This is a genomic window from Pseudomonas sp. WS 5059 (genome assembly GCF_012985525.1).
GTDB lineage: Bacteria > Pseudomonadota > Gammaproteobacteria > Pseudomonadales > Pseudomonadaceae > Aquipseudomonas.
Window position 1 is genome coordinate 64933 of the sequence record NZ_JAAQWO010000009.1, and the last position, 26407, is coordinate 91339.

Sequence of the window (26407 nt, forward strand, 5' to 3'; positions counted from 1 at the left end):
GATTGGAGAATGACTTGGATCTGGTGCAACTGGAGATTTTCAAGGCCGTGGCCGAGCAAGGCAGTATCAGCGCTGCCGCACAATTGATTCATCGGGTGCCGTCGAACCTGACCACGCGTATCAAGCAACTGGAGCAGGACCTGGGTGTGGAGTTGTTTATCCGTGAGAAAAGTCGCCTGCGTCTGTCGCCTGCCGGCTGGAATTTCCTCGGCTATGCGCGGCGCATCCTCGACCTGGTGAAAGAGGCTCGCGCCACCGTGGCGGGTGAGGAACCCCAGGGGCCATTTGCCCTGGGGTCGCTGGAAAGTACCGCCGCCGTGCGCATCCCGGCGTTGCTTGCGGCCTACAACCAGAAACACGCCAAGGTCGAGCTGGACCTGACCACCGGGCCCTCGGGGACGATGATCGAAGGCGTGCTATCGGGCCGACTGGCGGCGGCATTTGTCGACGGCCCGGTGTTGCACCCCACCTTGGAAGGCGTGGCGGTGTTTGAAGAGGAAATGGTGGTGATTGCGCCGTTGCATCACGGGCCGATCACCCGTGGGCAGGATGTGAACGGGGCGAGCATTTATACCTTTCGCTCCAACTGCTCGTACCGGCATCACTTTGAGCGTTGGTTTTCCCAGGATGGCGCGGTGCCGGGGAAGATTTTCGAGATGGAGTCGTACCACGGCATGCTCGCCTGCGTCAGCGCCGGCGCCGGTTTGGCGCTGATGCCACGCAGTATGCTAGAGAGCATGCCGGGGTTTACCACGGTCAGCGTGTGGCCGTTGGCGGACGAGTTCCGCCTGCTCAACACCTGGCTGATCTGGCGCCGAGGCACGGTGTCGCAGAGTCTGGACAGCTTTGTGCAACTGCTGGAGGAACGCATTCCCCTGCAGGAGCGGGCAAGCTAGCCACCAAATTGCAGGGTGCCCATCGCCAGTTTCGCCATCAGCGCCGTGGCGCCCAGCTGTACCAGCCACAGGGCCAGGCCGCCGAGGAAGACGCCCAGGGCGACTTGCAGGACCAGGCTTTTTGGCCGCTTGGCTGGGGGCGTGCGCGGGGTGAAGTGGTCCAGTTCGTCGCGGTCGGCACGCAGGTCCAGGTCGTCGTTTCTCATAGGCGGCTCATATCAATGGTGAAGGAACACGGCCTCTGTAGGAGCCGGCTCCTACAGAGTCTCGCACAAAAAAGGGGAAGCCATTGGCTTCCCCCTTCGTACCCCGCGCTCAGGCTTACAGCACCTGCACAATCGCCTTGGTCACGGCAGCGATGTTCGCCTGGTTCAACGCCGCCACGCAGATGCGGCCGGTGTCGAGGGCGTAGATGCCGAACTCGTTACGCAGGCGGGTGACTTGCTCTACGGTCAGGCCGGAGTAGGAGAACATCCCGCGCTGGCGACCGACGAAGCTGAAGTCGTGGCCCGGCGCTGCCTTGGCCAGCTCGCTGACCATCTGCTCGCGCATGCCGCGGATGCGCAGGCGCATTTCGGCCAGTTCCGCTTCCCACTGGGCGCGCAGCTCTGGGTTGTTGAGCACCGCCGCCACAATCGCCGCGCCGTGGGTCGGCGGGTTGGAGTAGTTGGTGCGGATCACGCGCTTGACCTGGGACAGGATGCGCGCGCTTTCTTCTTTCGACTCGCTGACGATCGACAGTGCGCCCACGCGCTCGCCGTACAGCGAGAACGATTTGGAGAACGAGCTGGACACAAAGAAGGTCAGGCCCGACTCGGCGAACAGGCGCACAGCGGCGGCATCTTCGTCGATACCGTCGCCAAAGCCCTGGTAGGCCATGTCGAGGAACGGCACCAGGTTCTTGGCCTTGACCACTTCCAGCACGTCTTTCCAGTCGGCCGGGCTCAGGTCGACGCCGGTCGGGTTGTGGCAGCAGGCGTGCAGCACGACGATGGACTGGGCGGGCAGGGCGTTGAGGTCTTCCAGCAGGCCGGCGCGGTTCACGTCGTGGGTGGCGGCATCGTAGTAACGATAGGTCTGCACCGGGAAGCCGGCTTTTTCAAACAGCGCCTGGTGGTTTTCCCAGCTCGGGTCGCTGATGGCAACCACGGCATTGGGCAGCAGCTGCTTGAGGAAATCGGCACCGATTTTCAGCGCGCCGGTGCCGCCAACGGCCTGGGCGGTGATCACGCGGCCAGCGCTCAGCAATGGCGACTCGGCGCCAAACAGCAGCTTCTGTACGGCCAGGTCGTAGGCGGCAATGCCATCGATCGGCAGGTAGCCACGAGCGGCGTGTTGCGCCACGCGAATGGCTTCCGCTTCGGCAACGGCACGCAGGAGTGGAATCTTCCCCTCCTCGTTGCAGTAAACGCCTACGCCAAGGTTGACCTTGGTAGTACGGGTATCGGCGTTGAATGCTTCGTTGAGGCCCAGGATAGGATCGCGTGGTGCCATTTCGACAGCGGAGAACAGGCTCATTTTTGCGGCAGCTCTATGGGGGAATGGAGGGACGTGTCGCGCTCCAGCCGAATGCACTAGAGCGGTGCACAAACGGGGAGCTAGTATAGAGGCCAACACCGCTCGCGGCGACAGCCGAAACGGCTTTTCGGCCAAGTTTTTCGGTTTATTTATCGACCGTTAGTCTTATTGCAACATTGATGGCCACAGGCATGTAGGGCGAGTGCCTTGAAACCCGTCACATTCGCCTCCACTTCTACAGCTATCATGGTTTTTTCCTACGGTCTGCTCTGAAACTTCGCGGGCTGTGGTCTTTTTCGTCCCCGACGGGTTTACAGTCTGGGGTGACTTCAAGAGGTACGTTATGTCGGATTTCCAACTAGTCACCCGCTTTGAACCTGCTGGCGACCAGCCCGAGGCCATCCGCCTGATGGTCGAAGGCATCGAGGCCGGCCTGGCCCACCAGACGTTGCTCGGGGTGACCGGTTCGGGCAAGACCTTCAGCATCGCCAACGTGATCGCGCAGATCAACCGCCCGACCCTGGTGCTGGCGCCAAACAAGACCCTGGCCGCGCAGTTGTATGGGGAGTTCAAGGCGTTCTTCCCGAACAACGCGGTGGAGTACTTCGTTTCCTACTACGACTACTACCAGCCCGAAGCCTATGTGCCGTCCTCCGATACCTTTATCGAGAAGGATGCGTCGATCAACGACCATATCGAGCAGATGCGGCTGTCGGCGACCAAGGCGCTGCTGGAGCGCAAGGACGCGATCATCGTCACCACCGTTTCTTGCATCTACGGCCTGGGCAGCCCGGAAACTTATCTGAAGATGGTGTTGCACGTCGATCGCGGCGACAAACTCGACCAGCGTGCCTTGCTGCGACGCCTGGCGGATTTGCAGTACACCCGCAACGACATGGACTTTGCCCGTGCGACCTTCCGTGTGCGTGGGGATGTGATCGATATTTACCCGGCAGAGTCGGACCTGGAAGCGATCCGGATCGAGCTGTTCGACGATGAGGTCGAGAGCCTGTCGGCCTTCGACCCGTTGACCGGCGAAGTGATCCGCAAACTGCCGCGCTTTACCTTCTATCCAAAAAGCCACTATGTGACGCCCCGTGAAACCCTTTTGGATGCCATGGAAGGGATCAAGGCCGAGCTGGCCGAGCGCCTCGAATACCTGCGCGCCAATAACAAGCTGGTGGAAGCCCAGCGCCTGGAGCAGCGCACGCGTTTTGACCTGGAGATGATTCTCGAACTGGGCTACTGCAACGGCATCGAAAACTACTCGCGCTACCTGTCGGGCCGTGAGTCCGGTGCGCCGCCGCCGACCCTCTACGACTACCTGCCGGCGGATGCTTTGCTGGTGATCGACGAATCCCACGTCAGCGTGCCGCAAGTCGGCGCCATGTATAAAGGCGACCGCTCGCGCAAGGAAACCCTGGTGGAATACGGCTTCCGCCTGCCTTCGGCGCTGGATAACCGGCCGATGCGCTTTGACGAATGGGAAAGCATCAGCCCGCAGACCATCTTTGTGTCCGCCACGCCGGGCAACTACGAGGCCGAGCATGCTGGCCGGGTGATCGAGCAACTGGTGCGCCCCACCGGCCTGGTCGACCCGCAAATCGAGATCCGCCCGGCCCTGACCCAGGTCGATGACCTGCTGTCGGAAATCACCAAGCGCGTGGCCCTGGAAGAGCGGGTGCTGGTCACCACGCTGACTAAGCGCATGTCCGAAGACCTTACCGATTACCTGGCCGACCACGGCGTGCGCGTGCGTTACCTGCACTCGGACATCGACACCGTGGAGCGCGTGGAAATCATCCGCGACCTGCGCCTGGGCACCTTTGATGTGCTGGTGGGCATCAACCTGCTGCGTGAAGGCCTGGACATGCCCGAGGTGTCGCTGGTGGCAATCCTGGATGCGGACAAGGAGGGTTTCCTGCGCTCCGAGCGTTCGTTGATCCAGACCATCGGCCGTGCGGCGCGTAACCTCAACGGCCGCGCGATCCTGTACGCCGACCGCATCACCGGCTCCATGGAACGCGCCATCGGCGAGACCGAGCGCCGCCGCGACAAGCAGATTGCGTTCAACCTGGCCAATGGCATCACCCCCAAGGGCGTGTTCAAGGACGTCGCCGACATTATGGAAGGCGCCACCGTACCGGGTTCACGCAGCAAGAAGCGCAAAGGCATGGCCAAGGCTGCCGAGGAAAGCGCCAAGTACGAAAACGAACTGCGCTCGCCGAGTGAAATCACCAAGCGTATCCGCCAGTTGGAAGAGAAGATGTACCAGTTGGCGCGGGACCTGGAGTTTGAAGCGGCAGCGCAGATGCGCGATGAGATTGGCAAGTTGCGCGAGCGGTTGCTGGCGGTCTGAATTTGCGTTGACTGCTCGGGCCTCATCGCAGGCAAGCCGCTCGCACATTTGATCGAGTTCCACCTTTGGAATGCAGTCGAATGTGGGAGCGGGCTTGCTCGCGATAGGGGCAACTCGGTCTAGTGGGCTTCCCCAGCCTTGAGCCCCGCCGGCAACGCCTTGGTCAAAAAGATCGCCAGCATGCTCACCGCCAACGCTAACCCCACAAAGTGAAATGCATCGTTGTAGGCCATGATCTGCGCCTGTTGATGCGCAATCTCACTGAGCTTGCCCAGCGCTGCCGTCTCATTGCCAAACTTCTGGGTCAGCATCGCCATGCGCTCGGCCACCTGCGGGTTGGTCGGCACAATGGCTTCGCGTAGGTAGTCAAAGTAGGTCTTGGTCCGCGCATCCAGTAACGTCGCCAGCAGCGCAATACCGATGGCACCGCCCAGGTTTCGCAGGATATTGAACAGGCTCGACGCCGAGCCTGCGTCTTGGGGCAGGATGTACGCGGTGGCGATCAACGAAATGGTGACCATGATCAGCGGCTGGCCGAGGGCACGGATGATCTGGATCTGGTTGAACTGGCTGCCGGCAAAGTCCGGGTTGAGCACGCCCGAGGAAAAACTCGCAAAGCCAAACAGGCCAAATCCCACCGCGCAAAGCCACTTCGGCGACACGTATTTCATCAGTTTCGGCACCAGCGGGATCAGGAACAACTGCGGCACCCCCATCCACATGATCACTTCGCCGATTTGCAGGGCGTTGTAGTTCTGGATCTGCGCCAGGTACAGCGGCAGCAGGTAGATCGAGCCATACAGCCCCACGCCCATGCCCAGGCTGGAAATGCTTGAAAGTCCAAAGTTGCGGTTGGCGAGGATGCCCAGGTTGATCAGCGGGTTGGGCTTGGACAACTGCACGATGACGAAGGTGATTAGGCTCAACAGGGCAATGCTGCCCAGGCTGACGATCAGGCTCGATTCCAGCCAGTCCTTGCGATGCCCCTCTTCAAGAAATACCTGCAAACAGCCCAGGCCCACGGCCAGGGTGAAGATGCCCATGTAGTCGGTGCTTTTGAGCAATTCCCAGTGCGCGGCCTTTTTCTCCAGGCCATACAGCAGGCCGGCGATCATCAGCAGCCCTGGCGGTACGTTGATATAGAAGATGTATTCCCAGCCCCAGTTTTCCGTGAGCCAGCCGCCAATGGTCGGGCCGATGGAGGGGGCAAAGGTGGCCGTCATGGCGAACATCGCCATGCCCTTGGCGCGATGGTGTTCGGGCAGTTTGATCAGGGTCAGGGTGAAGGCCAGCGGGATCAGCGCACCGCCGGTAAAGCCTTGCAGGGCGCGGAACACGATCATGCTTTCCAGGCTCCAGGCCATGGAACACATCAGCGAAGCGATGAGGAACCCCACCGAGACCCACACCGCCAGGCGCCGTGCCGAGAGCAACTGCACCAGCCAGGCGGTGAGGGGGATCATGATGATTTCAGCTACAAGGTAGGAGGTGGAAATCCACGAGCCTTCTTCCAGGGTGGCCGACAGCGCGCCCTGGATGTCCTTGAGCGAGGAGTTGGTGATCTGGATGTCGAGCACCGCCATGAAGGCGCCGAGCATGACGCTCATTACCGCGATCCAGTCGCGCCGGGTCGGTTCGCCGACCGGGCGCAGCAGTTGATCACCGGCCATGGTCAGGGTCTTGGATCTTCACTTTGACGGTCACCGACATGCCAGGGCGGATCTTGCCGTGCAGTGGGTTGTCGGCGGCAAAGGTGAGTTTTACCGGGATTCGTTGTACGACTTTGGTGAAGTTGCCGGTGGCATTGTCTGGCGGCAGCAGGCTGAACTGCGCGCCGGAGGCGGCGAACAGGCTGTCGACCCGCGCCTCGATGGGGGTATCGCCGTAGGCATCGAAGGTCAGCTCGGCCGTCTGCCCGGGGGCCATATGGCCGATCTGGGTTTCCTTGAAGTTGGCCTGGATCCAGATGTCCTGGTCGGGAACGATGGACAGCAGGTACGCGCCGGCCTGCACATACTGGCCGTTGCGCGCGGCGCGCTGGCCAACCAGGCCGCTGATGGGCGCGTGGATTTCGCTGCGGGTCAGGTTCAGTTCGGCCTGGGCGATGTCGGCGCGGGCATTGGCGATCTGCGCGTCGAGGCGCTTGATCTCGGCGTTCAGGGCGCTGACTTGCTGGCGCTGGCCTTGGGAGTCAGCCTGGGCCTTGGCGACCTGGGAGCGGGCGATGTGGTTGTCAGCAGACAGGGTGGTGACGCGTTCTTCCGAGACATAGCCGGGCTTGCGCAGGGTTTGCGCGCGGGACAAGTCGATCTGCGCGCGACCCAGGGTCGCCTGGCTGGACGCCACCTGGGCATCGGCGGCCGCGATCAGGCTGGCTTGTTGGGTTAGCTTGCTCGTGGCCTGCAAGCGCTCGGCTTCGCGGGTGGCGAGGGCGGCGTTGGCGCGGTCGATGGCCAGCAGGAAGTCGTCCTGCTCCAGGATGACCAGCAACTGGCCTTTTTCTACGTGCTGGTTATCGCCCACCTTGACCTCGGCGATGCGCGCGCCAAGCTGGCTGGAGACCCGGGTGATCTCGCCCTGCACGTAGGCGTTATCGGTACTTTCATAAAAACGTCCCTTGAAGAACCAATGGGCAAAGAAGCCCGCGGCGACCAGGGCGACGATAAACAGGAAGATAAACAGGTGGCGTTTGAGTTGGGCAGGCATGGCGGCGCAGTGTCAGTTACAAAAGGTAATGGAATATAGCCAGCTAACGATTTGGCAAATAGCCATGTCGAGGTTCCAGCCCCAACCTTGGCTTATATGCCCTTTGTTGATCGGCCTACGCTGGAGCCAGGGGGCTTGGGGCTGTTACCATTCGCCCCTTGTTTTATTTTCAGCTTTATTGCCCATTCGAGACCCGCCATGACCACCGTCCGCACGCGCATCGCGCCATCGCCTACTGGGGATCCCCACGTCGGTACTGCCTACATCGCCTTGTTCAACTACTGCTTTGCCAAGCAGCACGGCGGTGAATTCATCCTGCGGATCGAAGACACGGACCAGGTGCGTTCGACCCGTGAGTCGGAACAGCAGATTTTCGATGCCCTGCGCTGGTTGGGCATCACCTGGGCTGAAGGCCCGGATGTCGGCGGCCCGCACGGCCCGTATCGCCAGAGCGAGCGCAGCGACATCTATAAGCAATACACCCAGCAACTGGTCGATATGGGCCACGCCTTCCCGTGTTTCTGCACTGCCGAAGAACTGGACCAGATGCGCGCCGAGCAACAGGCCCGCGGCGAAACCCCGCGCTACGACGGCCGCGCGCTGCTGCTGTCCAAGGAAGAAGTGGCCGCGCGCCTGGCCGCCGGTGAGCCGCACGTGATCCGTATGAAAGTGCCGAGCGAAGGCGTGTGCGTGGTGCCGGACATGTTGCGTGGCGACGTGGAGATCCCGTGGGACCGCATGGACATGCAAGTGCTGATGAAGACCGACGGCCTGCCGACGTACTTCCTGGCCAACGTGGTCGACGACCACTTGATGGGCATCACCCACGTGTTGCGTGGTGAAGAATGGTTGCCGTCGGCACCCAAGCTGATCCTGCTTTACGAATATTTCGGCTGGGAACAGCCGCAACTGTGCTACATGCCGCTGCTGCGTAACCCGGACAAGAGCAAGCTGTCCAAGCGCAAGAACCCGACTTCGGTGACCTTCTACGAGCGTATGGGCTTCATGCCTGAAGCGATGCTCAACTACCTGGGCCGCATGGGCTGGTCGATGCCGGACGAGCGCGAGAAGTTCTCGCTGCAGGAGATGGTCGATAACTTCGACCTGTCCCGTGTCTCGCTGGGCGGGCCGATCTTCGATATCGAGAAGCTGTCGTGGCTCAACGGCCAATGGCTGCGTGACCTGCCGGTGGAAGAGTTCGCCAGCCGTGTGCAGCAGTGGGCGTTGAACCCCGAGTACATGATGAAGATCGCACCGCTGGTGCAGGGCAGGGTGGAGACTTTCAGCCAGGTCGCCCCGCTGGCCAGCTTCTTCTTTGCCGGTGGCGTGAACCCGGATGCCAAGCTGTTCGAGTCGAAAAAACTCTCGGCTGACCAGGTTCGCCAGTTGATGCAGTTGATCCTGTGGAAGCTCGAAAGCCTGCGCCAGTGGGAAAAAGAGGCCATCACCGCGACCATCCAGGCCGTGGTCGAATCCCTGGAACTGAAGCTGCGCGATGCCATGCCGCTGATGTTTGCCGCGATTACCGGGCAAGCCAGCTCGGTGTCGGTACTCGATGCGATGGAAATCCTCGGTCCGGACCTGACCCGTTTCCGTCTGCGCCAAGCCCTTGATTTGCTTGGCGGTGTATCGAAGAAAGAAAACAAGGAATGGGAAAAGCTGCTGGCTGCTATCGCCTAGTTAAGCGCTGGTGAGGGCAAAACCCCGGCTTTGCGGGGTTTTGACGGTAAGTGATTGTTATCCCGGCAAAAAACTTTGGAAATTGTTGAAAATAAATTTGACAGCCTTTCAAAGCGCCATTAAGATTCGCCCCGTCCTCACCGATGAGGGGCTATAGCTCAGCTGGGAGAGCGCTTGCATGGCATGCAAGAGGTCAACGGTTCGATCCCGTTTAGCTCCACCAATTTACAGGTTCAAGGTCTGGCCACACCGTCCTTGAATCGATCAGGCCCAGCTTGATCATGTTGTACAGAAGGTTTTGTCCCCTTCGTCTAGTGGCCTAGGACACCGCCCTTTCACGGCGGTAACAGGGGTTCGAGTCCCCTAGGGGACGCCAGTTTCAACAAGCAGCTCGCAAGGTCTGCTGCGCCGCCAGGCGAAAAAACGGGGCTATAGCTCAGCTGGGAGAGCGCTTGCATGGCATGCAAGAGGTCAACGGTTCGATCCCGTTTAGCTCCACCAATTTACAGGTTCAAGGTTCCGGCCACACCGTCCTTGGATCGATCAGGTTTAGCCTGATCAGTTGTATAGAAGGTTTGTGTCCCCTTCGTCTAGTGGCCTAGGACACCGCCCTTTCACGGCGGTAACAGGGGTTCGAGTCCCCTAGGGGACGCCACGATTACCCGCTCTGCGGGATTTTTAAGGGTCATTCAATTATTGAATGGCCCTTTTGTTTGTCTGGCGTTTGGGTTTTCTCCCTCCCTCTTTCAAAGAACTTCTTCTGACCAACGGTCGAATTCAGCGCTTGCTAAAAATTATTATGAAGATAATATTTTAACCGTAATATTCGGAGGCCGTCATGAGCGATAAGAAAGCGCAAACCCGTGAACGTATTTTGCAGGCCGCCAGCTCCGCGCTGATCCAGCGTGGCCCGGCCGAACCGAGTGTGGGTGAAGTCATGGGAGCGGCGGGGCTGACCGTTGGTGGCTTCTACGCCCACTTTGAAAGCAAGGACGCCTTGATGCTGGAGGCGTTCGAGCAGCTATTGGCCACGCGTCGGGCGTCTATCGACGATATGGACCCCAGCCTGACAGGCGAAGAGCGCCGAGCCCTGGTGGCGGCGTTCTACCTGTCGCGCAAGCACCGTGATTCCACCGCCCAGGCCTGTCCGATCCCGGCCACGGTCGGCGAGATGAGCCGCCTGCCAGATGAATTTCGCGATGTATTGAACCGGCACGTCGAACTGATGGCCGCACAACTGGCTGCCAGCCCGGAAGACACCGATAAGGCCCTGGCCGACATGGCCTTGATGATTGGTGGCCTGGCATTGGCCCGGGCGCTGGGGCCTGGCGAATTGTCGGACCGTGTATTACGCGCCTCCAAGTCGGCAGTGCGCTGAACAAGGCTTGCGGGCCTGGGGAGTGAATGGATGAGCACCTTGAGCTGGATTCGTCGTGTCAACGGCACTGTGGGCAGGCTGGCGCCGCAGACCATCGCCAACCAGATGCGTCGCGCTTTCATGACGCCGCGGGATCTGCCGCCGCGTGATTGGGAATTGCCGCTGCTGGCGCAGGCCGAGCGCATCACCTTGCGCTTTGGCCTGTCGGCCCTGCGCTGGGGCCAGGGCCCGGCGGTGCTGATGATGCATGGCTGGGAAGGGCGCCCGACCCAGTTCGCCAGCCTGATCAACGCATTGGTGGGTGCCGGCTACTCGGTGATTGCCCTCGACGGTCCGGCCCATGGCCGCTCGCCGGGCCGCGAGGCCCACGTGGTGCTGTTTGCCCGGGCGATGCTGGAGGCTGCCGCTGAGTTGCCGCCGTTGCACGCGGTGGTCGGCCACTCCATGGGCGGCGCCAGTGCGATGCTGGCCATCCAGTTGGGCCTGCGCACCAATGCGTTGGTGAGCATTGCCGCGCCTTCTCGCTTGCTCGATGTATTGCGCGGCTTTGCCGGAGTGGTCGGCATGCCGGCGCGGGCACGGGCGGCGTTTATCCAGGAGGTCGAGTACTCCCTGGGCATCCCGCTCAAGCACCTGGATGTGGCGCACTATCAAATGAACATCCCGGGCCTGATCGTGCATGCCGAAGACGATACCTTCGTCCCGGTCAAGGCTTCGCAGATGATCCACGAGGCCTGGTTCGACAGCCGCCTGTTACGCCTGGAGCAAGGCGGGCACCAGAAAGTCCTGGCCGATCCCCGGGTGGTCGAAGGCGTACTGGCGCTACTGGCCGGCTGTCGTGAACCAGCGCGGCAAACCGCTTGAGCCGAACGATGGGTTACACTGCTCGCCGCCGACATTAATCGACCGGGAGCAGGGCATGGGCTGGGACTTGGCAAAGCCGTTTATCATCGATCTGCAGGTGGCCCCTGAGGATATCGACGGCCTGGGGCATGCCAATAATGCCGTCTACGTATCCTGGCTGGAGCGTTGCGCCTGGCGCCATTCCCAGCGCCTGGGCCTGGACCTCAGCGAGTACCGGCGCCTGGATCGGGCCATGGCGGTAGTGCGCCATGAAATCGATTACCTGGCGGCGGGCTACGAAGGTGATGAGTTGCAATTGGCGACCTGGATCGTCGATTGGGACCAGCGCCTGAAAATGACCCGGCGCTTCCAACTGATACGCCCCAGTGATGGCACCACCTTGCTGCGTGCACAAACCACCTTTGTCTGTATCGAACTCTCCAGTGGCAAGCCCAAGCGCATGCCGGCGGAGTTTATCGAGGGCTATGGCGTGGCGTTGCACATCTGACAAGGGGGTTAACGGTTACTGTGGGAAACCCAGTAAACTGCGCCACGTTTTTCGTTGAGTGTTTTCCATGCAAATTGCCTTGGCGCCCATGGAGGGGTTGGTCGACAACATCCTGCGGGATGTGCTGACCCAGGTGGGCGGTATCGATTGGTGCGTGACCGAATTTATCCGGGTCAACGACCGCCTGCTGACCCCGGCCTATTTCCACAAGCTTGCCCCTGAACTGCTGCACGGCGCCAAGACCGCTGCGGGCGTGCCGTTGCGCGTGCAGTTGCTTGGTTCCGACCCCGTGTGCCTGGCGGAAAACGCCGCGCTGGCCTGCGAGCTGGGTTCGCAGGTAATCGACCTGAACTTCGGCTGCCCGGCCAAGACCGTCAACAAATCCCGTGGCGGTGCGGTGCTGCTCAAGGAGCCGGAGCTGCTCAACCAGATCGTCGAGCACGTGCGTCGTGCGGTGCCGGCGCATATCCCGGTGACTGCCAAGATGCGCCTGGGCTTCGACAGCCCGGATGGCGCGCTGGTGTGCGCTACGGCCCTGGCCGAAGGTGGCGCGGCGCACATCGTGGTGCATGCGCGGACCAAAGCCGATGGCTACAAGCCCCCCGCCCATTGGGAATGGATCCCGCGCGTGCAGGACGTGGTCAAGGTGCCGGTATTTGCCAACGGTGATATCTGGAGCGTCGAGGACTGGCGGCGCTGCCGCGAGATCAGTGGGGTCGAAGACATCATGCTCGGCCGCGGCCTGGTAGCGCGTCCCGACCTGGCCCGGCAAATCGCCGCCGCGCGTGCAGGTGAAGAGGTGGTAGAGATGACTTGGGAGGAGATGCAGCCCATGCTCCGGGAGTTCTGGACGCAGTCTGTAGCGCAACTGACTGAGCGCCAGGCTCCTGGCCGCTTGAAGCAGTGGCTGGCGATGCTGACGCGCAATTACCCGCAAGCCGTGGAGCTGTTTACCGCGCTGCGCCGGGAAACCGATCTGCTGCAGGTCAGTCGTTTGCTCGGTATGCCTCACCCGCAAGCGGCCTGAAATTTTTCTTACAGCCTCTCTTGAAATGTAATGGGTGGTCCTTATCTAGGGATTACACGATGCCGAACTCGGGTCGTGGAGATAAAGAACCTTGCTGATATTTCAGGAGATTTGACCTATGAGTACCGCATTTTCCCTGGCGCCGTTGTTCCGCTCTTCCGTGGGTTTCGACCGTTTCAACGACCTGTTCGAGACCGCATTGCGCAATGAGCCGGGCAGCAGCTACCCACCTTATAACGTCGAGAAACATGGCGAAGACCAATACCGCATTGTGATCGCGGCCGCCGGTTTCCAGGAAGACGATCTGGAGTTGCAGGTGGAGAAGGGCGTGTTGACCGTCAGCGGCGGCAAGCGCGACACCAAGGCTGAGAGCGTCACCTATCTGCATCAAGGCATTGCCCAGCGGGCCTTCAAGCTGTCATTCCGCTTGGCGGACCATATCGAGATCAAGGCTGCTGACCTGAGTAACGGTTTGCTGAGCATCGATCTGTTGCGGGTCGTGCCGGAAGAAGCGAAGGCCAAGCGTATCCCGATCAATGGGGCGCAGAAGCCGGCGCTGCAACACTAAGCGCATATTTTTAAATCTTTCATCATCTGCAAAAAGGGCGCCTCTGGCGCCCTTTTTTTGTTTAGGGGCTTGAAGGAGGTTGCAGGTGTTTTAATCGATAGCGAGGGGAGTTTTGTTTAGTTGAGGGTGTGTTGTTTTATTTGTTTGCTAGCAGGTGTGTGTAACTTTCTTGGTTGGGTGCGTGTTTGCATAGTTAGAGTGTTTCTTTGTTTGGATGCATGGCAGCAGTCTTAGTCGCGCGGGAAATATCATGGGCGCTGTCATGCACACTCGGCGAATCATAACGGTTTTTTTCCTCGCAGCAGTTTATTAACGGGTATGACGTGTTTTTATCAGGCACAAGCCGTAGAAAAGCAGGTTTTCGGCAGAAGTCCATGGGTAAAAGTCCTAAGTTACCTTTTAGTGTCCTTATGTTTTCCGCGATATCTGGAACCAGAACGCTTATTTCCCCACGAATCCAGTGACTTCGATACGGTCGCTGCCGTTTCAAGTCATAAAAAACAGTGTTTGTCATGGGCGTCTGAACGTCCTGGTGCTTTTCTGAAAGAGGGATGAATAATGTCTTATCTGTCTGTTAATAATCCTCCGAGCGTCAATGTTGCTAATCATCAGCTTGATCTGGTCGCGCCGCCTGGAAGTGGTGATGTGAGTAAGTTGTTAAATACTAAGTCGAGCGTAGTGCCGGAACACACTCGGCATGTTGAAGTTGGGCGGGAAAATACAACTGTCAGTACGGATGCTCTTGCAAAGCTGCTGGATATGTTCGAACTGCTCTTCAAGGCAATGCGAGATGTGTTGTCGGGTAAAAAGCATCCTTCCGAGGCCTTGCCCACGGCGGATAAACCGTCTGAAACCAAACCCGCTCTTGGGGACAGAGCCGCCATTACCACTAAGGATGCAAAGGCACAGGTGGGTGGAGACAAACCTACTACGCACATACCGCAGACCACCGGCAAACTGTTGATTTCAGGCCAGGCTTTAAAAAAGCAGCTCGATGCGGACAAGCTAGCCGAGAAGAAACCCGACACTGAGAGCAAGCCTGCGATTGCGAGCAACGACACCAAACTACTGCTTGATACAGACAAGAAGCCCCAGCTAAAACCGGACGCCGAAAGCAAGCCCGTACCTGCGGGCAAGGACGCCAAGGTCCTGGTTGATAGCGACAAGAAACCGGAGCTAAAACCGGACGCCGAAAGCAAGCCCGTGCCCGCGGGCAAGGACGCCAAGGTCCTGGTTGATAGCGATAAGAAGCCCGAGCAAAAACTGGACACGGACACCAAGCCCGCGACTCCCGGCAAAGAAGTCAAGGTACTGTTGGATGGCGGCAAACAACCTGTGGTGCTGCCGCAGGTCAAGGTTATGCCAGGGACTCCAGAAGCGCAGGCCAAGGTGTCGTCGGACAACCATGTGCAGGTGAACGTGAATGTGAACAACTGCCACTGCCCATCGACTTACCAGCCACCCAGCCCGCGCGGCGGCGTCACAGTGACGCCTCGTTTCGAACCCGAGCCAGGTGTGGTGATACGCCACGACGCCAAGGTGAGGCCTGGCCCGCAGTCCAAGCCAACGGTAGTGCCCGGTAACGATGCGAAGGTGACGCCTGATACCCAGGTGCCTGGGAGTGATGGTCGGGCGAGGCCGGGCTTGGTGCCCAACCGTGTTGCAGCGGTGACACCCGACGCGGTGCCTGAACCGGCAGTCCCGAATGACAGTCGCGTAAAGCCTGAGGTATCCCCGCTGCCAAACCCTGAAGTGCTACCGGATAAGCCTGGGCCTGAGCCGGATGTGACCGCTGCGGGGCCGGAATGCCGCCCTGATGAAATGGGGTGGTCGGCGCGTCCCTATCGCCGGTTTTAACGCGCCTCTTGGGCCAATAGACCTCTAACTTCAATCAGTTGCTTCTCCGGTCAGCGATCGGCCGGAGGGGCACTTTGTGCGAGAAAAAACATGTCTGTTTCAAGCGTTAACCGTGCTTCCAGCGTCATGTGTAATGGTTCCGGGTACTTGGCAGGAGCTTTTAGTATTGAGACCGCTAGTCCCTCGCTACAGGGCTCGGCTGTCAGCAGGTTTTCCCATCAGCACTCGCCCAGGCATGTCGCTGAACTGGACGGCTGTGGGGCAAACCAGGCGGCGGACTTGCAAACCATCATTTCAATGTTCAGTACGTTCATGAGCCAAATTACAGCGCTGCTGTCGGGTGGCAAGGAGCTTGATAAAGCCAAGGTTGTTCCCGCGCCTGTCACGCCTGAAATCAAGCCCTTACCGTTAGTGCCAAAGCCCCAGACACCTCTTCCGGATTTGTCGACCAAGCGCAATGGGGCCAAATGCGATGATATCTGGGGTGGTTTTCGCCAAGGGCCGGATGGCAATTGCGTAACGGTTTCAGCGATCAAGGCCGCCATGCACAAGTTTGGACAAAGCCCCACTGATATCTACAAAAATGTCAGTAAAACCGAGCGCGGCTATGACGTGACGATGCGTGACGGTTTTCATTTGACGTTGACCAGCCAGGAGTTGAAACAGGCGGCAGCGGGCGCACGTTTTTTTGGGCGCGACAGGGGCATGCTCAAGGACGCTGAGTTTTTGTTTGCTGCCAGTGCCAAGCGTGCGCAGATAGAAAACAACGATGGTCGAGCGGCGAGAAGTTTCAGCGCGGCCATCCGCAGTCTCAATGATGGTGAAGATGAGCGTGGCGCAGGGGAAGGGTTCGAGCGCTTGGGCTTAAAGAAGCATATAAAAAATGTCCCGGTAAATACCTTGGCCCGCGGCCAGGTCGGGATGGTCAACCGCGCCCGGCATTCGGTCGCAGTGATCGACGGCAAGGAAGAGTTATGGGGTCGAAAAGGCAGGGCGCCGCGGTATGGGGATGCAGTGGCGTTAATCGGGTGATCAGTAGTGTTGTGTAGTTGTCGTTTTAAATTATAAGAGTGGCTGTTGTTTTCCTGCGCAGGTTTTTAACGTTAATTTTACTTTGGGTTTTCCTGATGCTTGGCATGCGCGGGTTTGCGCGATGTCTTGTTTGTCATACTTTTAATAAGTCTGTGGTTAGGAGGTTGTCATGAATGTGAATATGCTCAATCGGTCATTTACTGACAGTTATAGGCTGGGTGATAAACCTGTCAATGCTGTTTCTGCTGACGTTTTTTCAACTAGTAGCGGGGAGAAGCCCCAAGATATCGTGAATGCCTTTACCGCCACCCCCCGTGGATTCGGTGAGCATTTTGACAATAGTACCCATGCGGCTGTTATCAAAATGATGATGATGACCTTTGGTCAAAGCCCCCGCGATATGTTTGATGAGATTAAATCGACCGGTGATGGTTATGACATTACGATGAAAGATGAGTTTAAGGTTCATGTGTCCCATGATGAACTAAAACTTACGGCGCAGGCCTCGCGATTTTCCGGCAACGACCGAGCAGCCATCAACGACGCCAACGTTGTACTCGCCGCTTTTGCCAAGCGCAAACAACAAGCAGGTGGCTATGACAGTTTCGACAAGGTCCTGCACAAGAGCCTTGAGGGTGAAACGATGCAGAACTGCCTGCGGGGCATGGGGATGATTGGTTTTGCCCAGTTTGTGCCTGCCACTTACATGGCCGCCAGCGGCGCCGTAGGTGTGGTGGAAACCCATAATTTTGGCTCCGCGTTTGTCATGGACAATACCCAACATAATTATGGGCAAAAACAGCGGGTTGATAGAAGTTACGGTTATATGTTGTTCAATGACCAGACTGTGCCTGGCGTATCGCCCGCAACCGTCGATTTACCTGACCTGAAATTATCCAGTGTGCCCATAGGCACCCAACCCGCAGATATCTGGAACGGTTTTTACCAGGGGGCAGAAGGCAACTGTGTCACCGTGTCGGCGATCAAGGCGGCCATGATGCGGTTTGGACAAAATCCCCAAGGCATCTTTAAAAAGATCACCGCCACGGCTGAGGGTTATGAAGTGCTCATGAGGGATTCCTTCAAGCTGACCCTGACCCACGATGAACTGAAACAGGCCAAGGCTGCCTCCAACTTGAAGGGTAGCAATCCGGCGCTGCTGGACGATGCCAACTTCTTGTACGCCGTGAGTGCCAAGCGGGCCCAGGTGGAAAACAACGATTCGCGTGGCAACCAAAGTTACGAGGTTGCCATGGCAACACTCAACGATGGTGAATACCCCGGCGCCGCATTGCGTCGGCTTGGGTTGTTTGCCTATATCCGTGAAAGTACGGTTGAAGAACTGGCTCGTGGCACCACGGGCACCTTGGCCAACACCTACCACTCGGTGGCGGTGATCGACGGCAAGCTGGACCTGTATGGGCAAAAACTCAGCCTGGAAAACTCGCACTGGCAGGGGCACTTCCACCGGGCATTGAAATTAGTGTGATACCCGGCGCAGGGACCCAGAGCGCTCTTCAGGTCCCGGCGCCTGGCCGTAACAGCTCTATAAATGCATCCAGGGGTAACGGCCGGCTGTGCAAATAACCCTGATACAGATGGCAACCCAGCCCCTGCAGGAACGCCAGTTGCTCGGGCGTTTCTACGCCTTCGGCAATCACCTCCAGGTTCAGGCTGCGCGCCATGGCCACGATCGCGCGGATGATCTCGGCGTCGTTCGGGTCGTGGGTGGCGTCCCTCACAAACGATTGATCGATCTTCAAGGCATCGACCGGCAGGCGCTTGAGGTAGGTCAATGACGAATAACCGGTGCCGAAATCGTCCATGGCGAAGCTGACCCCGAGTTTTTTCAGGCGGCGCATTTTGCCGATGGTGTCGTCCAGGTTCTGGATCACGATGCCTTCGGTGATTTCCAGTTTCAGCAAGGTGAACGGCAGTTGATGCTGCTTGAGGCTGCGCTCTACCCGTTCGACAAAATCGTTCTGGCGAAACTGCCGGGGGCTGATATTCACGCACAGGCTGAAGCCGTCCGGCTCCACCAGGCCTTCGGCGATCAGCCGGGCAAAGGCACCACAGGCTTCGTCGAGGATCCAGGTGCCCACCTCGAGAATCAGCCCGCTGTCTTCCAGAACCTTGATGAACTCCGTCGGCGATTGCGCACCCAACTGCGGATGCTGCCAGCGCACCAGGGCCTCGGCGCCGACAATGCGATTGCCCCGGGCATCGACCTGGGGTTGGTAATGCACACTGAACTCGCCCCGCGACAACGCCAGGCGCAGGTCTGTCTCCATGCGCAGGCGCTCGCTGGCGGTGCGTTGCATGCTGTTATGGAACATCTGCGTGGTATTGCGCCCCGAATCCTTGGCCCGGTACAGGGCAATATCCGCGCGCTTGAGCAGGTCGGCCGGGGTCGAGCCGTGGTCGGGAATCAGCGCCACGCCGATGCTGGGGGTGACCTGCAAGCGCTGGCCATCGAGAAACATCGGCTCGGACAACAGTTCGCGCAGGGTGTCGGACAGCAACTGCACCTGCTTGCTGACCTCTAACCGAGTACCTTCCAGCCCGCTGAGCAGCACCACGAATTCGTCCCCTCCCAGGCGCGCCACGGTGTCCTCCATGCGCACGCTGGCCTCCAGGCGCGCAGTGACGATTTTCAGCACGGTGTCGCCCACCGGGTGGCCGAGGGAATCGTTGATGTGCTTGAAGTGATCCAGGTCCAGAAACAGCAGCGCACCCCGCAGGTTGTGGCGTTTAAGCAGGGCGATCTGCTGGCTCAGGCGGTCCATCAGCAAGGCGCGATTGGGCAGGTTGGTCAGCGGGTCGTGATAGGCCAGGTGGCGGATCTGCGCCTGCGCGCTCTTGAGCAGGCTGACATCCCGTGCGGTCAGCAGCAGGCACGGGGTTTCATTGAGGGTAATCGGCTCGACCGACACTTCTACCGCCAGCAACTCGCCACGCTTGTTGTGCCAGAGCATGTCCAGGTGATGGATGCGGCCCTTGATCTGCAATTCGGCCAACAGCGCGGCGCGCTGGTTTTCATCGGCCCAGATGCCGATCTGATACAGGGTCAGGCCAATGGCTTCTTCGGCGCGGTAGCCGGTCAGGCGGCAGAAGCCGTCATTGACCTCCACATAGCGCCCGGTGTCGCGCTCGGTAATGGACACCGCATCGGGGCTGGAATGGAAGGCCTTGGCGAATTTCTCCTCACTGGCCTTGAGCGCCGCCTCCGAGCGCTGTTGCTGGGTGATATCGCGCAGGGTGGTGACCACACAGGGCTGGTTGCCGACCTTGATCAGCCGGCTGGAAATCATGCAGGTCAGGCGCTGGCCGTTCTTGTGGTGGACGATGATCGCCACGTTGTTCAGCGACTGCTCGCGGATCACCTGCTCGATGCGCTGCAGGCGCTGGGTTGGCTGATCCCACAGGCCGATCTGCTCGGCGGTGTGGTTGATGACTTCGGCGGCGGCCCAGCCAAAGGTCTGGCTGAAACTGGGGTTGATTTCGATGAACTCGCCGCTGGCCAGGCGTGTGACGCAGATCGGGTCGGGGCTGGCGAGGAACAGGCTGGCGAACTTCTCTTCAGAGGCACTCAGGCGCTGTTCGCGTTCCACCTGGTCGGTGATATCCAGCAAGGTGCCGGCCATGCGCACCGGCGTGCCCTGCGCGTCACGGTAGAGGCGGGCGCGGCTTTCCAGGTAGCGCGAGCTGCCGTCTTCCAGTTGCACGCGGTAGGTCAGTTGGTAGTTGCCCGCCGGCCCCTCACGCAAGGTGCGATAGGCATCGCGCATGCTGGCGCGCTCTTCATCGGGCATGCCTTCAAAAAATGCGTCGAACGACTCATGGAACGGGTGCGGATCCAGGCCGTGCAACTGCGCGGCCCGCGCCGAGCCGTAGAGCATGCCGCTGGGGATATGCCAGTCCCAGGTGCCCAACTGGGCCGAGTCCAGGGCCAGGTCCAGGCGTTCCTGGCTGTCCTTGAGGGCCTGCTCGGCGTTCTTGCGTTCGGTGGTGTCGAGGAAGGTGCTGATCAGGTAGGCCTGGCCCTCGAGCTCGACCTTTTGTGCGCTGAGGGTGCCGTCATGGATTTGCCCGTTGCTGGCGCGAAATTGCACCTCCATGGTGATGGGCTCGCCCTTGCGCTGGGTCGCCCTGACCAACAGGGCCCGTTGCTCCGGGTGGACCCACAGCCCCAGGTCGAGGGTGGTGCGGCCAATGGCATCGGCCACCGGCCAGCCGAACAGGCTTTCAAAATACTGGTTGGCTTCGCTGATCAGGCCATCTTCCTGGCGGGTCAGCAGGACCATGTTCGGGCACAGGTGGAACAGCGTGGCGAAGCGTTTTTCGGAGTGGCCCAGGGCATGTTCGCGTTCGCGCTGCTGGGTGGTTTCGCGGATCACCCCGATCATGCGCCGGCGCCCGGACGCATCCGGCAGCAGGCTGCCATTGATTTCCAGCCAGTGCAGGCTGCCGTCCGGCCACTGGATGCGGTGATGCATGGCTTGTTCGAAGGGTGCGCCGGCCAGGACCGCGTGAAACGCCCGGATCACGCGGCCGCGGTCCTCGGCGGCCAGCAGGTCGAGGTAGTCCAGGTCCTTGGGCAACGGCTGCCGGGGGTCGAAGCCGAATAGCGCCTGGGTGCCGCGCGACCAACTGATCCGCCCGCTGTCGATATCCCAGCTCCAGGCGCCGAGCCGTGCGGCATTGAGCGCCGCCAGCAGTTGCGGGGCGTTTTCCCAGCTTTGTTCCGCCTGCTGGGGGTCCAGGGCGTGAATGCGCGGCAGCGGCGGCACGGGATCGACAGGGTTGGGCATTATCAAGGGGCCTTGGCTCGATGGGCGTTCGGCGCGGGAGCAGGGTCTACAGGCCGCACGGCCTCATGCCGGCATCCCAGCCGGATCGACCTGTGCATCCAATAGGCTCATGAAAGCCCGCGCAGCGTTCGACAGCGTCCTTTCGGTGTGCACGATATAGCCTAGCTGGCGACTGAGCTGTATGCCCGGTAAAGCGATACTGGCCACTTGATCATCGAGCATGGTGCGCGGCAACACGCTCCAGGCCAAGCCGATGGAGACCATCATCTTGATGGTTTCCAGGTAGTTGGTGCTCATGGCGATGTTCGGCGTCAGGCCCTGGGCCTCGAACAGCCGGTGCACGATATGGTGGGTAAAGGTGTTGCCACCGGGGAATACCGCCGGGTGCCGGGCAATGTCGGCCAGGCTGATGCTGGCGTTGCTGGCCAGGCTATGTTCGGGCGCCACCACGAAATCCAGGGGGTCGTCCCACACCGGGGTGGCTCGCACCAGGCTGTGGGGCTCCGGGGCCAGGGTGATGACGGCCACTTCGGCACGGCCATGGAGGATTTCCTCGTAGGCGACTTCCGAATCCAGGAACTGAATATCCAGTGCCACGTTCGGGTATTCCCGGGTGAACGTGCGCAACACCGGGGGCAGGCGGTGCAGGCCGATGTGATGGCTGGTCGCCAGGGTCAGGCGTCCGCTGACTTCGCCAGTCAGGTTGGTCAAGGCGCGGCGGGTGTCATCCAGCACATTGAGGATCTGATAGGCGCGGGGCAGCAGGGCACGCCCGGCCTCTGTCAGGCCCACTTCCCGGCCCAGTCGATCAAACAGGCGCACCTTCAGTTGTTGCTCAAGGCCGGCGATGCGCTTGCTGATTGCCGGTTGCGTCAAGTGCAGGCGTTCCCCGGCCCCGGAGAAGCTGCCGGTTTCGGCGATGGCAATAAAAGCATTGAGGTTGGCCAGGTCCATGGTCGTATTCCAGCTGGTTATCCAAAGCATGAAAAATATGAATTTGAGTTATTTAATGTAACGCCATAGCATCAGCCTCACAAGCCAAAGGGTTATTGAATCGTTCAACGCCCAGGGCATAGAAAGACGCTGATGAGGACCGACTGATGGCCGGCAAAACGCTTTACGACAAACTCTGGGATTCCCATGAAGTGAAACGGCGCGATGATGGCTCGTCGCTGATCTACATCGACCGTCACATCATCCACGAAGTGACCTCGCCCCAAGCGTTCGAAGGCCTGCGACTGGCCGGGCGCAAGCCATGGCGCGTCGACTCGATCATCGCCACCCCGGACCACAACGTGCCGACCACCCCGGAGCGCAAGGGCGGTATCGAAGCCATTGCCGACCAGGTCTCGCGTTTGCAGGTCCAGACCCTCGACGACTATTGCGACGAGTACGGCATCACCGAATTCAAGATGAATGACGTGCGCCAGGGCATCGTCCACGTAATCGGCCCGGAGCAGGGCGCGACCTTGCCGGGCATGACCGTGGTCTGCGGCGACTCCCATACCTCGACCCACGGCGCGTTCGGCGCCCTGGCCCACGGTATTGGCACTTCCGAGGTGGAACATGTGTTCGCCACCCAGTGCCTGGTTGCTAAAAAAATGAAGAACATGCTGGTGCTGGTCGAAGGCACCTTGCCCTTTGGTGTCACCGCCAAGGACATCGTGCTCGCGGTGATCGGCAAGATCGGCACCGCTGGCGGCAACGGCCATGCCATCGAATTCGCCGGCAGCGCCATTCGCGACCTGTCCATCGAAGGCCGCATGACCATCTGCAACATGTCCATTGAAGCCGGTGCCCGCGTGGGCATGGTCGCGGCGGATGAAAAAACCGTCGAATACGTCAAGGGTCGTCCGTTTGCACCGGCGGGCGCCGATTGGGATGCCGCCGTAGAAGCCTGGAAATACCTGGTGTCCGACAAGGATGCGGTGTTCGATACGGTGGTTGAACTCGACGCGGCCCAGATCAAGCCGCAAGTCAGCTGGGGCACCTCGCCGGAAATGGTCCTGGCCGTTGACCAGAACGTGCCGGACCCGGCCAAGGAAGCCGACCTGGTCAAGCGCGGCTCCATCGAGCGCGCCTTGAAGTACATGGGGTTGAAAGCCAACCAGGCGATCACTGACATCCAGTTGGACCGTGTGTTTATCGGTTCCTGCACCAACTCGCGGATCGAAGACCTGCGCGCCGCGGCGGTGATCGCCAAGGGCCGCAAGGTGGCCTCGACCATCAAGCAGGCCATTGTGGTGCCAGGTTCGGGCCTGGTGAAGGCCCAGGCGGAAGCCGAAGGCCTGGACAAAATCTTCCTCGAAGCCGGCTTTGAATGGCGCGAGCCGGGCTGCTCGATGTGCCTGGCGATGAACCCGGACCGTTTGGAGTCCGGCGAGCATTGCGCGTCCACCTCCAACCGTAACTTCGAAGGGCGTCAGGGCGCCGGTGGTCGTACTCACCTGGTCAGCCCGGCCATGGCCGCTGCGGCTGCCGTCAACGGTCGTTTCATCGACGTTCGCGAATTGATCTGAGGAATACCCGATGAGAGCTTTTACCCAACACACAGGTCTGGTCGCGCCGTTGGACCGTGCCAACGTGGACACCGACCAGATCATCCCCAAGCAGTTCTTGAAGTCGATCAAGCGCACCGGCTTTGGCCCCAACCTGTTCGATGAGTGGCGCTACCTGGACGTGGGCTACGCCTACCAGGACAACTCCAAGCGCCCGTTGAACAAGGATTTCGTGCTCAACGCCGAGCGCTACCAGGGCGCTAGCGTGTTGCTGGCCCGGGAAAACTTCGGTTGCGGCTCCAGCCGCGAACACGCGCCGTGGGCCCTGGAAGAATATGGTTTTCGCAGCATCATCGCGCCGAGCTACGCCGACATCTTCTTCAACAACAGCTTCAAGAATGGCTTGTTGCCGATCATCCTGAGCGATGCCGAAGTGGACGAGTTGTTCGGGCAAGTGGAAGCCAACGTGGGCTACCAGTTGACCGTCGACCTGGCTGCACAGACCGTGACCCGTCCGGATGGCAAGGTGTACCACTTTGAAGTGGATGCCTTCCGTAAACACTGCCTGATCAACGGCCTGGACGACATCGGCCTGACCTTGCAGGACGGCGAGGCAATTGCCGCGTTTGAAGCCAAGCACCGGGCCAGCCAGCCTTGGTTGTTTCGTGATGCCTGATTTGCGGTAACCGTGCGGGCCCCATCGCGGGCAAGCCCGACTCCCACACTGGAATGCATTCCAACTGTGGGAGCTGGCTTGCCTGCGATAGCGCCCGTACAGCCACCCCAAAACCTGAGGAAAGCCACCATGACCAACACCGCCCACACCCAAGTCGTGCAAAAACAATTCGGCGAACAGGCCTCGGCCTACCTGAGCAGTGCCGTGCACGCCCAGGGCAGCGAATTCGCACTGCTGCAGGCCGAACTGGCCGGGCAGGGCGCTGCACGACTGCTGGACCTGGGCTGTGGCGCCGGTCACGTGAGTTTCCACGTAGCACCGCTGGTCAAGGAAGTGGTGGCCTACGACCTGTCGCAGCAGATGCTCGACGTGGTCGCCGCCGTTGCCGCAGAGCGTGGCCTGGACAATATTCGTACCCGGCACGGCGCCGCCGAGCGCCTGCCGTTCGCCGATGGCGAGTTCGACTTCGTGTTCAGCCGCTACTCGGCCCATCACTGGAGCGACCTGGGCCAGGCCTTGCGCGAAGTGCGCCGGGTGCTCAAGCCGGGCGGCGTAGCGGCGTTTGTCGATGTCTTGTCACCGGGCAGCCCGCTGTTGGACACTTACCTGCAAACCGTCGAGGTGCTGCGCGACACCAGCCATGTGCGCGATTATTCCGCCGGCGAGTGGATGCGCCAGCTCAGCGAAGCCGGCCTGCATGTACGTAACAGCAATCGCCAGCGCCTGCGCCTGGAATACACCTCGTGGGTCGAGCGCATGCGCACGCCAGAGGTATTGCGCGCCGCGATCCTGGAGCTGCAAAAGGCGATGGGCCAGGAAGTGCGCGATTATTTTGAGATTCAAGCCGATGGCACCTTCAGCACCGACGTGCTGGTGGTCTGGGCCGAACGCTAATAATTTTCCCGACCTGCCCGAGGGCGGGTCGCTTGATGAAATGAGGAACCCATGAGCAAGCAGATTCTGATTCTCCCTGGCGACGGCATTGGTCCGGAAATCATGGCCGAAGCGGTCAAGGTCCTGGAATTGGCCAACAGCAAGTACAGCCTGGGCTTTGAACTGAGTCACGACGTGATCGGCGGCGCTGCCATCGACAAGCATGGCGTGCCCCTGGCCGACGAAACCCTGGACCGTGCCCGTGCTGCCGACGCGGTGCTGCTCGGCGCCGTGGGTGGGCCGAAATGGGACAAGATCGAACGTGACATCCGTCCGGAGCGCGGCCTGCTGAAAATCCGTGCGCAACTGGGCCTGTTCGGCAACCTGCGCCCGGCAATCCTCTACCCGCAACTGGCCGACGCGTCGAGCCTCAAGCCGGAAGTGGTGGCGGGCCTGGATATCCTGATCGTGCGTGAGCTGACCGGCGGTATCTACTTTGGCTCGCCACGGGGCGTGCGCGAGCTGGAAAATGGCGAGCGCCAGGCCTACGACACCCTGCCGTACAGCGAGAGTGAAATCCGCCGTATCGCCCGTGTCGGTTTCGACATGGCCCGCGTGCGCGGCAAGAAGGTCTGCTCGGTGGACAAGGCTAACGTCCTGGCCTCCAGCCAGCTGTGGCGCGAGATTGTCGAAGAAGTGGCCAAGGACTATCCGGACGTCGAACTCAGCCACATGTACGTCGACAACGCCGCCATGCAGTTGGTGCGTGCGCCCAAGCAGTTCGACGTGATCGTCACCGACAACCTGTTCGGCGACATCCTGTCCGACCAGGCCTCGATGCTCACCGGTTCCATCGGCATGCTGCCGTCGGCGTCCCTGGACACCAACAATAAGGGCATGTACGAGCCATGCCACGGTTCGGCGCCAGACATCGCGGGCCAGGGCATTGCCAACCCGCTGGCGACCATTTTGTCGGTGTCGATGATGCTGCGCTACAGCTTCAACCTCAGCGAAGCGGCGGATGCCATCGAGCAAGCGGTGAGCCTGGTGCTGGACCAGGGCCTGCGTACCGGCGACATCTGGTCGCAGGGTTGCACCAAGGTCGGGACGCAGGAAATGGGCGACGCAGTAGTCGCCGCGCTGCGGAATCTGTAATCTCTCGGGCCCGCTTGCAGTT

The 26407-nt window shown here is 60.3% G+C and carries 21 protein-coding genes and 4 tRNA genes; 19 read left to right on the plus strand and 6 right to left on the minus strand.

The genetic code is table 11. The features are described from left to right. Positions 1-14 precede the first annotated feature (14 nt). On the plus strand, positions 15-896 hold the full coding sequence (gene ptrR, locus HBO12_RS24170; RefSeq protein ID WP_170043439.1) for a putrescine utilization regulator PtrR: 882 nt from the start codon (positions 15-17) through the stop codon (positions 894-896). Here the strand turns inward: ptrR and HBO12_RS24175 are convergent. Both HBO12_RS24175 and HBO12_RS24180 read right to left on the minus strand, forming a co-directional pair. Further along, positions 893-1102: a hypothetical protein gene (locus tag HBO12_RS24175; RefSeq protein ID WP_169953425.1), complete on the minus strand. Its 210-nt coding sequence runs from the start codon at positions 1100-1102 to the stop codon at positions 893-895. The two genes, ptrR and HBO12_RS24175, sit on opposite strands and share 4 nt — an antisense overlap. Positions 1103-1217: 115 nt before the next feature. Then, positions 1218-2414, minus strand: coding sequence for an amino acid aminotransferase (locus HBO12_RS24180; RefSeq protein WP_169953427.1), 1197 nt, complete (start codon positions 2412-2414; stop codon positions 1218-1220). A 343-nt stretch (positions 2415-2757) separates the two neighbouring features. Here HBO12_RS24180 and uvrB point away from each other — a divergent pair, with 343 nt between their 5' ends. Next, entirely contained in the window at positions 2758-4773 is a 2016-nt protein-coding gene (gene uvrB / locus HBO12_RS24185) for an excinuclease ABC subunit UvrB (RefSeq protein WP_169953429.1), read from the plus strand. 119 nt (positions 4774-4892) lie between these two features. Here uvrB and HBO12_RS24190 read toward each other — a convergent pair whose 3' ends face one another. Continuing rightward, positions 4893-6443, minus strand: a complete 1551-nt coding sequence (locus HBO12_RS24190) for an MDR family MFS transporter (protein ID WP_170043440.1) — start codon at positions 6441-6443, stop codon at positions 4893-4895. Continuing rightward, positions 6433-7479, minus strand: a complete 1047-nt coding sequence (locus tag HBO12_RS24195) for an HlyD family secretion protein (protein ID WP_170043441.1) — start codon at positions 7477-7479, stop codon at positions 6433-6435. Before HBO12_RS24195 ends, HBO12_RS24190 begins: the two co-directional genes overlap by 11 nt. A gap of 198 nt (positions 7480-7677) precedes the next feature. Here HBO12_RS24195 and gltX point away from each other — a divergent pair, with 198 nt between their 5' ends. The 13 genes from gltX to HBO12_RS24260 all read left to right on the plus strand — a co-directional run bounded on the left by gltX (position 7678) and on the right by HBO12_RS24260 (position 17861). Continuing rightward, complete coding sequence (gene gltX / locus HBO12_RS24200) at positions 7678-9159, plus strand: glutamate--tRNA ligase (protein ID WP_169953435.1); 1482 nt, start codon at positions 7678-7680, stop codon at positions 9157-9159. Positions 9160-9306: 147 nt separating this feature from the next. Next, positions 9307-9382 (plus strand) — tRNA-Ala (locus HBO12_RS24205). Between the two features lie 77 nt (positions 9383-9459). Further along, positions 9460-9535: transfer RNA gene (locus tag HBO12_RS24210), tRNA-Glu, on the plus strand. Positions 9536-9584: 49 nt separating this feature from the next. Continuing rightward, positions 9585-9660, plus strand: a tRNA-Ala gene (locus HBO12_RS24215). A gap of 78 nt (positions 9661-9738) precedes the next feature. After that, a tRNA-Glu gene (locus HBO12_RS24220) sits at positions 9739-9814 on the plus strand. A 183-nt stretch (positions 9815-9997) separates the two neighbouring features. Continuing rightward, positions 9998-10537, plus strand: coding sequence for a TetR/AcrR family transcriptional regulator (locus HBO12_RS24225; RefSeq protein ID WP_169953437.1), 540 nt, complete (start codon positions 9998-10000; stop codon positions 10535-10537). Between the two features lie 30 nt (positions 10538-10567). Beyond that, positions 10568-11401 carry an alpha/beta hydrolase gene (locus tag HBO12_RS24230; protein ID WP_169953439.1) on the plus strand — a complete coding sequence of 278 codons (834 nt, stop codon included), beginning with the start codon at positions 10568-10570 and terminating at the stop codon, positions 11399-11401. 55 nt (positions 11402-11456) lie between these two features. Further along, positions 11457-11888 carry an acyl-CoA thioesterase gene (locus HBO12_RS24235; RefSeq protein ID WP_169953440.1) on the plus strand — a complete coding sequence of 144 codons (432 nt, stop codon included), beginning with the start codon at positions 11457-11459 and terminating at the stop codon, positions 11886-11888. A gap of 67 nt (positions 11889-11955) precedes the next feature. Further along, complete coding sequence (locus HBO12_RS24240) at positions 11956-12915, plus strand: tRNA dihydrouridine synthase (protein ID WP_169953442.1); 960 nt, start codon at positions 11956-11958, stop codon at positions 12913-12915. Positions 12916-13033: 118 nt separating this feature from the next. Then, on the plus strand, positions 13034-13483 hold the full coding sequence (locus tag HBO12_RS24245) for an Hsp20 family protein (protein WP_170043442.1): 450 nt from the start codon (positions 13034-13036) through the stop codon (positions 13481-13483). 558 nt (positions 13484-14041) lie between these two features. Continuing rightward, entirely contained in the window at positions 14042-15340 is a 1299-nt protein-coding gene (locus HBO12_RS24250; protein WP_170043443.1) for a hypothetical protein, read from the plus strand. Positions 15341-15619: 279 nt separating this feature from the next. After that, complete coding sequence (locus tag HBO12_RS24255; RefSeq protein ID WP_346266497.1) at positions 15620-16372, plus strand: beta/alpha barrel domain-containing protein; 753 nt, start codon at positions 15620-15622, stop codon at positions 16370-16372. A 169-nt stretch (positions 16373-16541) separates the two neighbouring features. Further along, complete coding sequence (locus HBO12_RS24260) at positions 16542-17861, plus strand: hypothetical protein (RefSeq protein ID WP_262377068.1); 1320 nt, start codon at positions 16542-16544, stop codon at positions 17859-17861. A gap of 28 nt (positions 17862-17889) precedes the next feature. Here HBO12_RS24260 and HBO12_RS24265 read toward each other — a convergent pair whose 3' ends face one another. Continuing rightward, positions 17890-21183 carry an EAL domain-containing protein gene (locus HBO12_RS24265; RefSeq protein ID WP_170043444.1) on the minus strand — a complete coding sequence of 1098 codons (3294 nt, stop codon included), beginning with the start codon at positions 21181-21183 and terminating at the stop codon, positions 17890-17892. 63 nt (positions 21184-21246) lie between these two features. Beyond that, positions 21247-22137 (minus strand): LysR family transcriptional regulator, encoded by an 891-nt coding sequence (locus tag HBO12_RS24270; RefSeq protein WP_169953450.1) that lies wholly within the window; start codon positions 22135-22137, stop codon positions 21247-21249. A 146-nt stretch (positions 22138-22283) separates the two neighbouring features. On the opposite strand from HBO12_RS24270, the gene leuC reads away from it, so the two are divergent. The 4 genes from leuC to leuB all read left to right on the plus strand — a co-directional run bounded on the left by leuC (position 22284) and on the right by leuB (position 26385). Continuing rightward, complete coding sequence (gene leuC / locus HBO12_RS24275) at positions 22284-23702, plus strand: 3-isopropylmalate dehydratase large subunit (protein ID WP_170043445.1); 1419 nt, start codon at positions 22284-22286, stop codon at positions 23700-23702. 10 nt (positions 23703-23712) lie between these two features. Further along, positions 23713-24357 (plus strand): 3-isopropylmalate dehydratase small subunit, encoded by a 645-nt coding sequence (gene leuD / locus HBO12_RS24280; protein ID WP_169953454.1) that lies wholly within the window; start codon positions 23713-23715, stop codon positions 24355-24357. 129 nt (positions 24358-24486) lie between these two features. After that, the gene (locus HBO12_RS24285) at positions 24487-25251 is read left to right on the plus strand and encodes a class I SAM-dependent methyltransferase (RefSeq protein ID WP_170043446.1); all 765 of its coding nucleotides are present in this window, start codon (positions 24487-24489) and stop codon (positions 25249-25251) included. Positions 25252-25302: 51 nt separating this feature from the next. Then, positions 25303-26385 (plus strand): 3-isopropylmalate dehydrogenase, encoded by a 1083-nt coding sequence (gene leuB / locus HBO12_RS24290; RefSeq protein WP_169953458.1) that lies wholly within the window; start codon positions 25303-25305, stop codon positions 26383-26385. Positions 26386-26407 lie beyond the last annotated feature (22 nt).

Coding starts and splice junctions, on each gene's coding strand:
- leuD (WP_169953454.1), top strand. CDS start 23,713: ATGAGAGCTTTTACCCAACACACAGGTCTGGTCGCGCCGTTGGACCGT.
- HBO12_RS24235 (WP_169953440.1), top strand. CDS start 11,457: ATGGGCTGGGACTTGGCAAAGCCGTTTATCATCGATCTGCAGGTGGCC.
- HBO12_RS24250 (WP_170043443.1), top strand. CDS start 14,042: ATGTCTTATCTGTCTGTTAATAATCCTCCGAGCGTCAATGTTGCTAAT.
- HBO12_RS24265 (WP_170043444.1), bottom strand. CDS start 21,183: ATGCCCAACCCTGTCGATCCCGTGCCGCCGCTGCCGCGCATTCACGCC.
- HBO12_RS24245 (WP_170043442.1), top strand. CDS start 13,034: ATGAGTACCGCATTTTCCCTGGCGCCGTTGTTCCGCTCTTCCGTGGGT.
- leuB (WP_169953458.1), top strand. CDS start 25,303: ATGAGCAAGCAGATTCTGATTCTCCCTGGCGACGGCATTGGTCCGGAA.
- gltX (WP_169953435.1), top strand. CDS start 7,678: ATGACCACCGTCCGCACGCGCATCGCGCCATCGCCTACTGGGGATCCC.
- HBO12_RS24230 (WP_169953439.1), top strand. CDS start 10,568: ATGAGCACCTTGAGCTGGATTCGTCGTGTCAACGGCACTGTGGGCAGG.
- HBO12_RS24240 (WP_169953442.1), top strand. CDS start 11,956: ATGCAAATTGCCTTGGCGCCCATGGAGGGGTTGGTCGACAACATCCTG.
- HBO12_RS24225 (WP_169953437.1), top strand. CDS start 9,998: ATGAGCGATAAGAAAGCGCAAACCCGTGAACGTATTTTGCAGGCCGCC.
- HBO12_RS24270 (WP_169953450.1), bottom strand. CDS start 22,137: ATGGACCTGGCCAACCTCAATGCTTTTATTGCCATCGCCGAAACCGGC.
- HBO12_RS24195 (WP_170043441.1), bottom strand. CDS start 7,479: ATGCCTGCCCAACTCAAACGCCACCTGTTTATCTTCCTGTTTATCGTC.
- uvrB (WP_169953429.1), top strand. CDS start 2,758: ATGTCGGATTTCCAACTAGTCACCCGCTTTGAACCTGCTGGCGACCAG.
- leuC (WP_170043445.1), top strand. CDS start 22,284: ATGGCCGGCAAAACGCTTTACGACAAACTCTGGGATTCCCATGAAGTG.
- HBO12_RS24260 (WP_262377068.1), top strand. CDS start 16,542: ATGAATGTGAATATGCTCAATCGGTCATTTACTGACAGTTATAGGCTG.
- HBO12_RS24175 (WP_169953425.1), bottom strand. CDS start 1,102: ATGAGAAACGACGACCTGGACCTGCGTGCCGACCGCGACGAACTGGAC.
- HBO12_RS24190 (WP_170043440.1), bottom strand. CDS start 6,443: ATGGCCGGTGATCAACTGCTGCGCCCGGTCGGCGAACCGACCCGGCGC.
- HBO12_RS24285 (WP_170043446.1), top strand. CDS start 24,487: ATGACCAACACCGCCCACACCCAAGTCGTGCAAAAACAATTCGGCGAA.
- HBO12_RS24180 (WP_169953427.1), bottom strand. CDS start 2,414: ATGAGCCTGTTCTCCGCTGTCGAAATGGCACCACGCGATCCTATCCTG.